The sequence below is a fragment of the Flavimobilis marinus genome (genome assembly GCF_900113055.1).
Lineage (GTDB): Bacteria > Actinomycetota > Actinomycetes > Actinomycetales > Cellulomonadaceae > Flavimobilis > Flavimobilis marinus.
The window spans coordinates 672058-687345 of sequence record NZ_FONZ01000002.1 but is presented as its reverse complement, the minus strand read 5'-3'; the positions used below and the strand labels follow the sequence as shown (position 1 = coordinate 687345).

Sequence of the window (15288 nt, the reverse complement as noted above, 5' to 3'; positions counted from 1 at the left end):
ACAACAGACCCCTATCGTTGGACGTGGCGCGGGCCGTGACCCGGCGGTGGGTCGAGCGGGCTGACGTAGACGGTGCCCGCCTGCGCAGCGGCGGTCATCGCGTCGTAGGCCTCGAGGATCAGGCGCTTGGTGCGGAACTCGCCGTGGTCGCGCTCGTCGTACTTGCGGACGACGAAGAACGAGTCCATCACGTGGTCGACCTCCTCCCGGGCCAGGCCATAGAGGAGGAACATCGCGGCATCGAGTTCCGCGCGCAATTGCGCACGGCGATTCGTATCCCAGTGGAAGGGAGCGGTGACTTGGGTCTGTCCTGTGAGCTCGATCGCGTACGAAGACAGTCGGTGCGAGGTGTACGCAAGTTCGAGTACGCGCGGCGTAATCCATCCTGAAAGGGGATCCTGAGTGACGCCCGCAAGATCAATATCAAAATCGCGTGGTGGTGGCACTGCCACCTGCTTGGTCACGAAGTACTTCATATGGGTTCCGCTCAGCTTCTGTCGTGCTACGTAATCACAGACAAAGCTCGATATTGCAGTGTGCAAGCAGGCTACGGGGTGCTCGCGGCCAGGAAGCATGATCAGCAACGAATCGCCTGCCGCACTGCGAGGGGAGACACTCGATACGAAGGTGCGCTCGTTGCTGGCATTCGTGATGTCGCGCCAGCCGAGGAACCAGTCGCGGTCCCAGCGGTCGGCGATGGCGGTCTCGACGTCCTTCTCGGCGACCCAGTAGCGGGCGAGGGGCTCGACGTGCGGGTCGTCGTGCTGGGCGTCGGTCAGGCGGGGGAGGGTGCCCTTGTTGAGCTGCGCCTGGGTGGCGTTGGCGTAAGTCGAGTAGCGGTGGTCGTAGTGCGAGAGCATCTTGGCCTCGTACAGCGGCATCCACCGTTGCGTGCCGAGCGTCCAGGCCCAGCCGTCGAATTCGGCGCCGCGAGCGCGCAGGTCGTCGGCCGTCTCGAACGAGCCCGAGTCGTTCGACATGTGAAACAACGTCGCGAACCGCAGCCCCCATGGATTGCTGCCCGAGGCGTCGTTGACCAGGACGGGATGGCGGCGGTAGATGCCCAACGTGATCTCGGCGTCACGCCGCGTGCGGAAGATCGGCAGCGTCCCTGTGTTGGGGTTGAGCGCAAGGATCTCATCGGCGGTGACGGAGAACCGCCTCGCCTGGGCGTCCGAGACGTAGCGCGTGTAGAACGCGAGGTTGACCGCATCGCACGGGGCTCCGCCGGTGATGGTCGTTGCCGCGAACCGGAACTGATTGTGCACACCTTCGAAGATCTTCGCCTCGTTCTCGAAGTCGTAGAACGCCGCGAGTCGTCCGGACGACACGGTGTCGGCGAAGAAGGCGGCGGTCGTCGCGTCCGTGGCGAGCCCGGTCGGAGTGATGATGCCCATGCGCCCGTGGTGGGCGATCGACGACCGGAACAGCTCGGCGAAGACGCTGTAGGTGTTGACGTCGCCGACGCCGCACAACGGGTACCGGCCTGACTTGCGCAGGTAGTGGCTCGCGCCCTCCGCCGCCCGGCTCGCGGCGGCCCACCCGTCAGCAAGACCGGGGTTGTCGGTCGTCAGCGCCGCGATGAGCTTCTTCCGCGCGGCCGAGTTCGCCGCACTGGCGATCGCTGCGTCGCGCTGCGCGAAGAACTCCTGCTCCTGGAGCTTGATGCGCTCCCACGGCGGGTTGCCTACGATGGCGGTGAACCCGCCCGCCCACCCGTGCTCACCAACCGGTGTGGACGTGTCGAACACGTCCGGGAACTCGAGGTGCCAGTGGAAGAACCGGAACTGCGCGGTGAGCCGCTGGACGGTGCGCACGACATCGTCGGGCGTGGTGCCGTCGCGCACGGCGTCCAATGTCGCGCTGGTGATCGCCGTCGCGCCCGGCCTCTTGGCCTGCACGAAGGCCGCGCACCAGGTGTCGGCGTGCAGGCGCTCGCGTGCCAGCTCGGGCGACGTCTGGAACTGGCTGTAGGCGCGCTGCGCGGCGTGGACCTCCCGTAAACGCGGTGCGCCCACCGCGGGGGCGATCGCCTGCGAGAGTCGGCCGCGTAGGTCGATCGTGCTCGTCCCGACTTCCCGCTGGTCGAAGAGTGAGCCGTCGCCAGTGGAATTCCGCTCTGCCTTGTTGCGCTTCTTGAGCCCGGCGGTGAACGGCTTGTCGTCCCCGGCCAGGGCCACGTACGCGTCGTCGGGGATCCCGTCGGCGAGCAGCGCGGGCGTCGTGCCGAGCAGGGCGTTGCCGACCTTGATGTGGGCGTCGAGGAACGACAAGGGACGCCCGGGGCGCATGGACTCCAGCCACAACGAGACCTTCGCGAGCTCGGCGGCCAGCGGGTTGAGGTCGACGCCGTAGATGCACGAGCCGACCACGTCGTAGAGGGCGTCCTGCAGGTGCGTCGGCGTCGGGTCGATCTCCCCGGAGCGGACAATGGCGAGGCGTTCGGCGATGCGGCGTGCCGCCGCGACCAGGAAGTGCCCGGACCCGCACGCCGGGTCGCACACGCTCATTGCGAGCAGCGCGGCCTCGGGGTCGGGCTTCTTCTCCGCCTCGTCCAGCAGGGGCGTGAGGGTCTCGTCGAGCACGAGGTCGATGAGCGAGGACGGCGTGTAGTACGAGCCGGTGGTCTTGCGGTCGTTGCCGGCGAGGTTCTCCAGAGAGAATGTCAGCTCGGTGCACTGGTACCGGGGGACGAGCTCGAGCAGCGACTCGTAGATCGAGCCGAGCTCCTCCGCGCCGAGGTTCTTGTAGTCGACCTTCCGAAGCGGTTGACCCTTGGGCCGCACCGTCGACAGGTGCCGCACGGCGGAGAGCAGCGCGTCGTTCGGCAGCTCGGCGTCCGTGAAGAGCTCGGTGCCGTCGTCGTCGAAGATGCCGCCTAGCCCGGGCAGCGCAAGCTCCGGGCAGCCGCCGTCCTGGCCCAGGCGCTGCAGCACGAGCCGCTGCGCCTGCCACAGGTCGCCGTGCCGCGTGCCGCGCCGGCGCAGCGCGAGCCGCCGCAGCCGCGTGGTCGAGAAGTACTCGATGTAGCGCGTGCGGGCCGCCGGGTCGGCGTCGGCGGGGTGGAGCGCCTGCCGGTCCTCCGCGACGAACAGGAACAGCAGCCGGTACACCAGCCGCAGCAGCGCCTGGTGGTAGTCCGCGTGGTGCAGCGACTCGTCGTCGAGCCGCGCCCGCAGCGCGGTGTTCTGCGGTGCGCGCAGGAACCCCGTTCCCAGGTCGGCGATCGCGCGCTGCACCCCGTCCGACAGCAGTGACAGCGCACGTGCACCCGACGCGATCGCCGTCGACCGCCACTTCTCCAGCCAGCAGTCGCTCGGCGCAGCACCCTCGCTCTGCACCTCGACGCGCGACTGGTGCAGCAGCAGGAACAGCACGACGAAGTCTGCGAACAGCTCGCCGGTGAAGATCGCCTCGAGGTCGAACTCCACGTACGACTGCGTAGACAGCGACGTCGAGTCGCGCAGCAGCCGCAGCACCCGACCGTTCGAGACCACCGACCACAGGTGGTCGTCCGAGCGGTTCAGCAGCTCCTGGACCATCGCGTGCGGCGCCCGCTCGGCCGCACCGGGCACGCCCTTGGTGCGCTTGTCGAGATCGACTCCCCAGCCCAGCAGGTGGATCGGGACCGAGCCCCACGCGTGCGACACCGGGAATGCCTTGCCCGCGGCGGAGATGCCGCCGGCGGGTGTCGTCTGCAGGCGCCCGTAGCCCAACTCGCGGAAGAGCACCTGGAGCCACCGCTCCCGCGTGAGGCCGACGGCCGCGTCACCCTCCGGCAGTCGCGCCAGCGCGTCCTGGAACGACGGCCACACCCCCGCGAGGTACGCCCACGCGCGGTTCGCCGCCTCACGGGGCGACTCTCCCGCCGCCAGGTGGTAGTGACGACCGGAGAACCCGCCCAGGTCGGGGTCGCCCGCCGCGACCCGCGAGAGCAGGTCGGACGGGAGCAGCGCCCCGACGGAGCGCACCGCGGTCAGGTCCCTCGACATCATCGGCCTCCGACGACAGGCAGGTACAGGTACACACCGAGCACGTCCACCGGCGTCTGGGCCCTGACGCGCAGACCTTGCCGGGCGGCTCCCGCGCCCGCGCGGACGCGACGGTGGCTCTCGAGCAGACGCTCCGCGCGCTCCTGGGAACGGGCGTCGAGGACGGGCCCCCAGGTCCCGACGCGGTCGAGAGCAGCCGTGATGAGATCGCGCGCCTGGTCGCCGGGGACGTTCGCCTCCGCGGGCGCCGCCAGCAGCGCGGCGATCTCCGGCTCACCCAGCACCTCGGGGTCCTCCGGTTGGCCGCGGAATGCGACGACCTCGCAGTCCTCCGCGATCAGCGTGCGCGGCCCGTCAGCCGACGGGAGGTCGAGGTGGAAGCGGTAGCGCAGCAGCAGCGCGGTCGTGCGCGACGCCACGTGCGTCGTCCGGACGACGCCCGCGCGGCGCGCAGGCGCGCGACGGGCCGTCGCTTGCGCGTCGAGCGCGGTGTCGAGCACGTAGCGCGCCACCGCCTCGACACTCGGATCCGTCCGCACCAGTAGCGCGTCGCGCCGGGGTGCGGGCATCTGCCTGTGGAAGCGCAGCGGTGACGTCGCACCCGGCGGCAACGCGTCCCGCAGGCCGGGGGCCAGCGTGTCCGTGATCGCATCGAACCCCACATCCGTCGGGGTCACCGAGGCGCCGAGCGCACGCAGCGACTCCTCGACGAACGGCTCGATCTGCCCGTGCGCGCCGAGCGCGGCACGCACCTCGGCGACCTCCTGCGCGACCGCGTCGGGGTGGATGGTGCCCTGCGCGTATTTCGTGCGTGATGCCTTCTCGGTCTCCGCAGCCGAGCGCCACTCCTGCTCCAGCCGGCGATCGGCATCGGCCAGGCCCAGGTCGAGCTCCAGCTGCTCGTGGTTCACCCCGCGCAGCACGAGACCTTCGAGGAGAGCCTCCAGCAGCGAGTCGGACTGGCTCGGCACCGGCACGGTGACGCCCGTGGCCTTGCTGATCGCCTGGTGCCGGCGGATCAGCACGTCGAGCACCAGGCCGTCGATGCTGTTGTCCTTGCCGTAGATCGTCACCGCACGCACGGTCGGCGCCGTCTGGCCGAACCTGTCGACGCGTCCCTCACGCTGCTCGTGCCGGGTCGGGTTCCACGCCAGGTCGTAGTGCACGACCGCCTGGAACGCGTCCTGGAGGTTGACGCCCTCGGACAGGCAGTCCGTCGCGACCAGGACGTGCCGGGCGTCCGTCGACGTCAGCGCACGGATCCGCTCCTGCCGTTCCGCCGGCGGCAGCGTGCCCGTGACCACGGCGATCTCCGCGGTCTTCTTCAGCGCGTCCGCCAGGTGCCGGCCGACGTACTCCGCCGTGTCTATGAACCGGCAGAAGACGATCGGGTCGAACCCGTCGGCCAGGAGGGCCTTGACCTCCTTGACCAGCGTCGCCAGCTTCGCGTCCGTCGCCGGGCCCTCCAGCGCCTCCGCGCTCTGCGCCAGCGCGCGCAGCCGCGAGCGCTCCGACGGCGTGGTGCCCTCGGCGTCCTGGGTCAGCGCGCCCGGAGTGACGTCGACGGCTTCGACGGCCTCGTCGTCAGCGGTGTCGAGGACGCTCGCGCGCCCCAGGGCGTCGGCTTCCGCCAGGTCCGCCGCCTCAGCCGCTGCGGCGCGCATCCGCAACGTCGCGGCTGCCGCTGCCGGAGACGATGCCAGCGTGCGCAGCAGGGCGAGCACCGACCACCACCGCACGCGCTGGTGCACCGACCCGTCGTCGGCACTGCGCACCTGCTCGCGGGCGTAGTCGAGCACCTTGGTAAACAGCGCCCGGTACTCAGGCTTCAGCGCGTAGGCGACCTCGCGCAGCTCGCGGTCCGACGGGAACTGCGTGTCCTCGTCGAGGTAGCGGCGGATGTCGCCGCGACGGCGCTGCACAAGGTGCCGCGCGAGCCGCTCGCGCCCCTGCGTGCGGTCGAGGTCGAGCGTCGCCAGCTCCGGATCCAGCAGGCCGAGGAGGTTGCGGAAGCCGTCCTCCTTGCCCGAGTGCGGCGTCGCGGTCACCAGGACGAGATGACGTCGCGGGTCGCGCGCGAGGTCCGTCAGCAGCTCGTGACGGCGGTGCCGCTGCCGCCCACCCGCCGCGCTGTCGTCCGCGACGGCCGTGTGCGCCTCGTCGACGATCACCAGGTCGGGACAGTGGTTGAGGAACTCCGCGCGGTGCCGGTCGGACTTGATGAAGTCCGTCGAGACGACCACGTGCGGGTACCGGTCGAAGAGCGACTCGTTCATCATGAGGTCCCGCTCCAGGCGGCGGACCGTCGAGGTGAGGACGAGCTCGGCCTGGATGTGAAACTTCGACGCCAGCTCCGCCTGCCACTGCTCCGCGAGCGCCGGGCTGCACAGCACCGCGAGCCGCTTGGCCGACCCCTGGGCGAGCAGCTCGGCGGCGATCAGCCCCGCCTCCACGGTCTTGCCGATCCCGACGTCGTCCGCTACCAGCAGGCGCACCGTCTCCTGCCGCAGCGCCATCAGCAGCGGCACAAGCTGATAGGCGCGGGGCTCCACCGCGATGCCCGCGAGCGAGCGGAACGGACCGGCCGAAGACCGGAAGCCGAGCTGCAGAGCGGTTCGCAGCAGGCCTGCGCTGGTCGCGTCGCCCAGGTCGTCCGGGCTCGGCAGTGGGTACGTGGCGTCCTCGACACGCTCGAGCGCCGTGTGCACACCCGCAACGTCGTCTTGGCCACCGCCGAGGGGGCGCAGGAGAAGGAAGTCCTGTGAGCTGTCCGGGAGGACCACCCACTCGCGGCCCCTGGCGCGCACCAAGGCGCCTGGAGCGTACGTCGCTGTCGTCATCAGTTCTCCAGATTAGTTGCGGGACGTGCCGAAGACGGACGGGTAACGCTGCACGACGTTCTCCCACGGGTCGTCGTGGCGCACGCGGACGACCATCCACCCGAGGTCTTCCAGGCGCTCCTGGGCGTCCTGGTCGCGGACCTGCTGCGTGGCGTGGTCATGGACGGGACCGTCGACGAAGACTGCGACCGGCCCGGTCGCCAGGTCGAAGACCAGGTCGGGTCGCGCACGCGCCTCCTCGACCAGCACCTGTGCCCGGTCGGGCAGCCGGTAGGCGTGCTCGTCGAGCCACGTCACGAACGCGCGCTCCAGGCCGGAGTCGGTCAGCGACGACAACTCGTCACGCTGCTCCGCACGGGACCGTCCACCGGCGCCCGTGCGAACGTCGGCCTTGGCGAGGTCGAGGAGGAGGTCGCGCACCAGGTGGCGGTTGATCGACGCGTGCTCGTGCTGGTTGCCGTAGGCCAGCAGGCACTCGTAGCAGGCATGCTCGCACCGCTCCGCGTCTGGCCGCGCACTGGGTGAGTGGCCCAGGTCGGCGCCCGTGTCCGGGTCGAAGTGGGCGATCTCCAGCGCCTTGCGCGCGACCGCAGCGAGTGTGCCTCGCTCGCTGACCAGCCGTCGCAGCGCTCCCGCGCCACCCTCGGCCGCCTCCGTGAAGAGCACACGCCCACGGTGGTCCAGGTCAGGGAGGTGCTGCGACTCCAGCTCGGAATCCTCGAGCTGGAAGACCGCCTCGGCGCCGCGCTCCAGGGCGTACCGCAGCGTCGTGGCTGCCGCGTCGTCGACCGCGTGGGCGAGGCGGAACAGCAGGATGTTGCGACGGTCCTCGACGTACGGGATGACCTTGAGGACGGTCTTCGCGTCCTCAAGGGAGAGGAGCGAGTCTGCGTCGACGGTCGCGTCCGTCGCGTCCTTCTTCTGCGCCCAGCGGCCCGTCGCCGCGTCGAGGAAGAAGCCACGGTCGTGGGGGTCCTTGCGGCGGCGCCTTCCCACGTTGGCAACACGGATCGTCGCGCTGTCGCCGTACGTCAGCAAGCCCACCGCCTGCCCGTCGGTCGTCGCTTCCGCGTCGACGCGTCCCGGACGGTCACCGTGGTCGTGGAATCGGTACGAGATCTCGAGCTCGAAGCCCGCCCGGCGGCGCTCCTCCTCGTCACTGCTGATGCGCTCGCGGCGCCGCGTGAAGACGGTCTGGAGCCGCAGCAGGTTGTACGTCTTGAGCCCGAGCTGCGCCCCGCAGGAGTCGCACACGTCCGCGCCCGCCGCCACCGGGTGGTGGTAGCCGCACGTCTCGCAGCGGCGCGCCTCCTCGGTCTCCGCTACGCCGGCCTGCTCGGCCGACCGGGGGAGCTGCACCCGCTCGACCTCGTAGCGCGCGCCCTCGTGGTAGATCAGCGCCCCCGGGCCGAACTCGCTGATCGCTAGGAACCGGGGCCGCTGCAGGTAGTCGCCGTCGCGCTTGCCGCGTCCGCCCGGGATGTAAGCCGCGAGGGGGAGCCGCGGGAACGAGTAGCCCGGCAGGAAACCCTCGGACGCGAAGTAGCGGTAGGAGTAGAAGTCGGTCTGCCCGTGCTCGGAGTCGTCATTGCGGAGGAGTGCGAGCTGATTCCGGGCCTCCCACTGTCGTCGAGAAGCCGCCTCCTTCTCGAACTTGGGCGCCCGCGGGTCCACCGCCAGCTTCGACTGCGCGTGGTACTCCGTCGCGGCGGTCCGGTAGAGAAGACGCCACCGTTCCAGCGCAGCATCGAACGCAGTCGGGGCAGAACGCACCTGGTCGCCGACCCAGCCGTCGTACCACCACATCACCTGGTCAGGGTCGTCCCAGGCAGTGCGAAGCGCGTCGATCACCGCCTCGGCCCGTACGGTCGCGCGCCGCTGCACGTCCGACTCGGTCAACGCGCGCCACACCTCGGGGAGCACGTTCAGCGAGGGGTCCTCGCCCGCCGCGTCGACGATGTCGGTGATCCGCGACTTCAGCGACTGCCCCGTTTCGGCCAGCCACACCGCGTGCACGTGCGACCGGACGAGGTCCTCGTTCGCCAGGTCGAGGCGCGGTGCGGCGACCGAGCCAGCGACCATCTCGCGGGAGTTGCGGAAGTAGTAGGTGTCGTGGGCGTTGCCCGTCGCGCAGTAGGTGACGACCAGTGCCGGCTGGCCGCTGCGCCCCGCGCGACCCGAACGCTGCGCGTAGTTGGCCGGGGTGGGCGGCACGTTGCGCAGCCCGACCGCGTTGAGGCTCGCGATGTCGACACCGAGCTCCATGGTCGGCGAGCAGAACAGCAGCGGCAGCGTCCCGTCGCGGAAGTCGTGCTCGCGCTCCTCGCGCTGCGGGCCGGGAACCTGCGCCGTGTGCTCCTTGGCGTGCAGCGCCCGGAGCCCGTCGGCCACCTCGCGGTACAGGTTCGTGAAGAACGGGTTGACCCGGATGACCGCCTCGCTGTTGGTGCTCTTGCGCAGGGGGTCCTCCGCGCCCTTCTCCCCGTCGCCCGCCCGCCACCGGATCGCGGCCGCCTTGAGGCGGTACCCCGCGACGCCCTCGACCTCGTCCGCTTCTGTCAGCAGCCCGCCCTGCTCGCAGAGCACCCGGAACATGTCGCGGATGACCAGCTCGGCGTCGTCCGTACTGAGGTCGGACCCCAGCGCCGCCGCGCGCCGCAGGTACCGCCCGAACGCGGAGCGCCCGGAGACGAACAGGTCGTTCCAGCCCTTCCGCTTGGTGGTCCCGCGGGGGTACACGACTCCCGCGGCGACGACCTTCTCGTCGTCCGGCAGCGCCCACGGACCGGTCAGGTGCTGGCGCGAGTCCCGCTGGATCTGCTCGAATCCCAGGTGCGTCAGACAGTCGACGTCCACCGCGAGGACGCGCCGCATCTCGTCCAGCAGGATCGAGCACAGCTCCTTGCGCAGGTCCCCCGGGGCGTCACGCAGCCGCGGATGCACGTCCGCCCACACGTCGTCCGTCGCCGCGATCTCCGGTAGGTCGACATAGTCGACGCGCAGCAAGCCGGTCTGCTCGAGGTTTGGCATCGTGATGCGCCACCCGCGCTGCAGGTCGGCGTAGATGCGGTACTCGATCACCGAACGAAGCGCGCGCAGCGCCGACTCCTTCGCGGAGAACCGCGCTTGCGGGTTCGCGGCGAAGTCCGGCATCTCCAGGCGCAGGGCGTCCGCCACCCGCTGCGCCACGACCTCGTGCGTCAGACCGGCCGGTTCGTGCGCGAGTGCCCGGAACAGGGCACCGCGCAGCTGCGAGATCTGGACGAAGTCGTTGAAGTGGCCAGCCTGCAACGACGCGTCCTGGCGGTTGTCGACGAATGTCAGCAGCTTGCGAGCATCCGCCGGCAGCTCAGACGCAGGCAGCTGCTTGAGCGATCGGACGATGCTTGCGCTCACCACGGTGACCGCCGACGACCGGCCCTCGCGGTCCAGCGTCGCGAGCTTCGCGTAGTCGTTGCCACGCACCTGTTCGTAAGACACGCGGCACCGCATGCAGAACGCGAAGGGGGTCGAGACGAACCACGCGCGCAGCCCACTCTGCGGTGCGGCGACGCTGCCGTCCGGGGCGATCCACACCTCCGTCGGCAGGTACTTCTCCTTCGTCGCGAGTACCTCGGTGCTTCCCGACGGGTCCGTCGTGAGCCAGTGGTCGGGCAGCCGGTTCTCGACCACCGGGTTCACTGGCCAGGGCAGGTCTGACGATACGTACAGATACCCCGTCACCGCGTCGCCGCCCGACGCGTCAGCGTCCTGGCGCGGGACGAACGCCTCGCGACCGCCTGCGGTCTTGGCGACGACGAGATACTCCTGCCCGCACTCGCGGCAGAACCCCAGCGGCAGCAGGGCCTTGCTCGCGTCGCCCGGCACCCGGAGCTGGTAGCTGCTGGTGATGTACCGCGAGTCCTCCGGCTCGAGCGAGACGTAGACCGTGTCGCCCTTGGACAGGAATTGGTGCAGGCGGAACGCGAAGAGCGGGCGGTCGGTGACCGGGTGGCGGGTGTTCGAGCCGATGAGCAGGACGGAACGGATGGCCTCCGCTGCGGCCGGTTCATCGGCGCCCGTCAGCTCTGCGAGCTCGCGCGCGGCAGCACTTACCGTAGTAGGCGTCCGGCGCACCAAACGACCGCTCTCCGGCTCGGTGTCCAGACCGAACGTCGTCTCGACCCACCGGGACAGGGGATCCACCGCAAGCTCCTCGTACGTGCGGCCGGCCAACATTCCAGCCATGCGCACCGAGCGCAGGAGGGCGGCCGCGTCGACAGGGCCGTCCGACGTCGCGCGCGTCAGGGACTCCCCGATCACGCGCTCGGGCGTGACCTCCGACCCGAACAACCGCGTCGCGACGTCCGCCACCGTCGCCTTCTGCTCGGCGACGGACCCGCCGGACGCCATCGTCGCCGACGTGCCGATCACCTGGAGGTCGCTCGACGCGCAGGCGTCGCGCAGCCTGCGCACGAGCAGTGCGACGTCGGCCCCCTGGCGTCCGCGGTAGGTGTGCAGCTCGTCGAGGACCAGGAAGCGTAGGCCGCGGGCCGCGCGGATCAGGTGGGTCCGCTCGTCCGGGCGCGTGAGCACGAGCTCGAGCATCACGTAGTTGGTCAGCAGGATGTCGGGCGGGTTCGCGAGGATCTCGCGGCGGCGGTCCTCCCGCTCCTGGCCGGTGTAGCGCGCGAAAGTGACCGGCTCCTGCCCCGCGGGGTACCCGTAACGCAGGAACTTCTCGAGCTCGAGCGTCTGGGAGTTCGCCAGCGCGTTCATCGGGTAGACGACGATTGCCTTGACACCCGGGATCCGGGCGCCGGCGGTCTCTCGCTCGCGCAGCACCGCGTCGACGATCGGCACGATGTAGGCCAGGGACTTGCCCGATCCTGTGCCCGTCGTCAGGGCGTACGACCCACCCGTCCGTGCCGCGTCGATGGCCTCGCGCTGGTGGCGGTGCAGCGTCAATGTCGACGACCCCGGGTCATCAGAGTGTTTCTTGACCCGGAATATCCGCCCGTTCTCCGGGTGCAGCACGCCGTCGGACACGAGGTCGCTGACCGTGCCGCCCGTCTCGAAGCTGGGGTTCAAACTGAGCCACGGGTCCGGCCACTGCGCACCGCCGTCGAGGAGGGAGGAGACATGCTCAGCGATCCGCCGGTCGCGGATCTCGACGGCCCCCGACGTGAACGCGCGGTAGTCGGCGATCAAGCGATCGCGGATGCTGAAGACATCCATTTATCCCCCAGTCCTCGCAATCCGCATGAGCATAGTGGTGTTTGGGCCCTGCCGGTGCATCTTGGCGGGCGAGTTGCCCAGGAGCGGCCGGCGTCGTTGGGCTGTCGGTCGTTTAGGGCTCAGCACGCTCGAGGTGGGGGCATGGTTTACGCCGACCACGATGAGGCCAACCCGGGCGAGGGGGGCATGGCTACACCAACCCCAGCGCCCTCTCGAGCTCAGCTTGTTCAACCTCCTGCGGCACGACGACCGCGTCCTTGAGCGCCACCTTGGCACCAAGGAGCCGCTCGAGGTTCACGTCGAACGAGTCGACGCTCGGGTGCAGCGCTATTGGGTAGTGCACGTGCACCTCGCGCGTCTGGCCGATTCGATAGATGCGGTCGGTCGCCTGCGCCTCCTTGGCGGGGTTCCAATGACGCTCGAGGTGGATCGCATGGTTCGCGCCGACCACGGTCAGTCCCACGCCCGCAGCGAGGGGCGACATGATGATCACGTTGAATCCTGGCCGGTCCTCGAATGCTCGGATTCTTCCCATGCGCGACTCGCGTCCAGTCCCACTCGCTGCCGTGTCGCCATTGACGACGTTCACGCGCAGCCCGTAGCGCTCGCCAAGCCATAGTGCGAGGACGCGTTGAAGCTCCTTGCGCTTCGCAAAGACGATGGCCTTCTCACCGCGGCTTCGGATCCCATCGAGGATGGTCTCGACCGTGACGAGGGTGCGAGCCGAGTCAGCGATGCGGGATGGGTCCCCGTCGAGCCGGGTGAGGAGCCCTGGGTGCAGTGACACCGTCGCCAGGCCATGCAGAGTCGCGAGCGCTGCGCCCTTCTCACCCTTGCGCCCATGGTGCTCCGCCATGACGGCGTCGTAGGCGTCCTGCTGCACAGACGGCATGAGTGTCCGGTACTCGTGGAGGTGCTTCGCTGGAAGATCGACGAGGTGGTCCTCCTTGACGCGGCGCAGCATGAAGTTGCCTACGGCGTCTCGGAGGGCGCGCCCCAAGCGCTGGTGCTCGTCGCCTCCAGCGGCCTTCATGGGGGAGTCCCACGTCTCCTGGAACTGCTTCCAGGTTCCCAGCAGGCCGGGCTGGGCGGTGTCGAGCAGCGACCAGAAGTCGCGTAGCGAGTTCTCAACCGGAGTCCCGGTCGCGAGCAGCTTGAATCGGGCTTGGAGGCCCTTGGCTGCGCGGCTGGCGAGCGTCTCGGGATTCTTGATGTTCTGGGCTTCGTCGAAGACGACGACGCCCCACTCGACGGCGCCGAGTGACACCTGGTAACGACGCAGAGTTTCGTACGTGGTGAGGACGAGAACGCCAGGACGGTCGAGCCGTGCGTCCTTCCAAGCTTCGCCGATCCGCAGGCTCGCCTTGATCCGATCTGGGCGCACCATGCCGTGCACGTCGAGGTCGTCGACGGCCGCGGCTGTCTCCCTGCGTGCGCCCCGAACCCGGTAGTCGGTGACCCCGGTTCCTCGGAGGGGGACGATGTCGTCGAATGGTCCCTCGGGGGTGCCGAACGTCTTCTCGATTTCTTTGAGCCAGTTCTCCAGCAGAGCTGCGGGCATGACCGCGAGCGTAGGCAGGCGGGTCGCTCCCGTCGATCGCTGGAGCCGATCGACCTCTGCGAGCGCCACGAGCGTCATGAAGGTCTTTCCCAGACCCATGTCATCCGCGAGCAGCGCGCCTTGGACGCGGGTGGGATCCGCGGGGGCAGCCGTCAGCGCTGAACTCATGAGGCCCGTCATCCACTCGATACCCTCGCGCTGGTGGAGGAACGGCGTGAGCGCGAGGTTCTCGTAATCGACAGGAACAGCTGCCACCGCCTGTTCCGCACGATCACGCAGAGCTGTGGCCATGTGGCTTGCATCCCGGATATGCATGCCGACCGTGACTTGCGGACCGTCGCCTTCAGGCGGGTCGACGGCGTCGTCGTCGGGCGTGGAGCCAACAGCGTCGAGGTCGTGTGCGGCTGCCAGCGATGCCACTCGTTCGCGGGAAGCAGCGAGTGCGCGCTCGACGCGGCTGTGGTCGGCGACATCGACGAGCTGTTCTTCCACGGCCACGTGCGAGTCCCCGCGACTCCACGCCTCGGTCACGGTTCGCTCGATGTCCTCGACCTCGACGGGTGATGCACCTACGCCGGCGAGAACCTCGGGCGGCGACACGGTTCCGAGCTCGGAGAACCAGTCCAGGCCGGAGGTGGCAGCTTCGTTGAAGCTGAGGGGAGCGATGACACCGAGCCCTGCGACGCGCACGCTGAAACGAATATCGACGTCGACGAGCGCGGGGTCATAGAAGTCCCCAGGAGCCTTGAGGAATGTCGCGACGTCCTCGGCGGCGATGCGAGGGCGTCGTTGCACCTCTCGGATCGCCGTGACTTGCCTAGGATCGAGAAGCACGAGCGTCTCGTCGGCACGGAGAATCCCGCCTCCGGTTTCTGACCGGTCTTGAGGCGATCCTGGTTGACCGTCGGGCTTGTTGAGGTGGTGCCAGCGACTGGCGACCTGATCGCGGTCCACGCTCGGTCCGAGGTCCGGCTCGATCGTGAGCGAGCCGTCTGGCTGGGGAGTCGCCGTGATGCTGACGCTCGTTGGTCGGATCGTGGTGAAGCGGTCAAGCGACCCGAGCGTGAACCTCAGCTTCGGGTCGCGGTCAGCGGGGTCGTCAGCGTGCTCTGCGAGCTCGCGTGCTTCCTGGAGGTGCGCGACGAGACGGACATTCGCGATCTCCGACCATCCCGCTTCGACTTCACGAGCGTGCTCCTCCAGGGCGTTGAGGGTGCGGAGCAGAGGCAGGCTGGTGCGATAGGTCGCGCCGTCAACCCGAACGACGGGACCGCGACGTTGCGGAGCCTCGGGGTGGCCATCACCCTTGAGCAGCACGTCGACCCGGAAGTCCGGAGCCGCCGTCCAACGATGGACGGACGCGAGAACGTCACCGCTGAATCGGGGTGGCAGGCCGAGTGCTGCGGCGTCGGCATCGTCCAAACGTGCGACTTCGGGTGCAGGAGCCGCGAAGCCATCGTCGGTGTGCTCGGCCCGCCCCTGCTCAGTGAGCATGTCGAGCACGAGGAACTGCTCCTGTGCGCTGCGCTGAGCCTGCCCCTCGCGCATCAGGGCGAGCGTCTGCGAATCGGTGATGAAGCGGGTGACGTCACCGAACTCGATGCGGAAGCCCGGCATGGGCGAGAACTCGTCGTCGGGCACGAGCGTGCGGCGACGGAGTCGGTCGATGAAGCCCATG

Annotated in this window: 4 protein-coding genes; all 4 read right to left on the bottom strand. The window is 69.4% G+C overall.

Annotated features, from left to right (window positions below):
* Window positions 1-11: 11 nt before the first annotated feature.
* Window positions 12-3992: an Eco57I restriction-modification methylase domain-containing protein gene (locus BMZ30_RS08150; protein ID WP_093377464.1), complete on the bottom strand. Its 3981-nt coding sequence runs from the start codon at window positions 3990-3992 to the stop codon at window positions 12-14.
* Window positions 3992-6700 (bottom strand): helicase-related protein, encoded by a 2709-nt coding sequence (locus BMZ30_RS08145; RefSeq protein WP_229828506.1) that lies wholly within the window; start codon window positions 6698-6700, stop codon window positions 3992-3994. The genes BMZ30_RS08150 and BMZ30_RS08145 overlap by 1 nt, the downstream gene beginning before the upstream one ends.
* A gap of 144 nt (window positions 6701-6844) precedes the next feature.
* Window positions 6845-12049, bottom strand: a complete 5205-nt coding sequence (locus BMZ30_RS08140) for a DEAD/DEAH box helicase (RefSeq protein ID WP_093377045.1) — start codon at window positions 12047-12049, stop codon at window positions 6845-6847.
* A 190-nt stretch (window positions 12050-12239) separates the two neighbouring features.
* Window positions 12240-15287: a DEAD/DEAH box helicase gene (locus tag BMZ30_RS08135; RefSeq protein WP_177191310.1), complete on the bottom strand. Its 3048-nt coding sequence runs from the start codon at window positions 15285-15287 to the stop codon at window positions 12240-12242.
* Window position 15288: the final 1 nt, after the last annotated feature.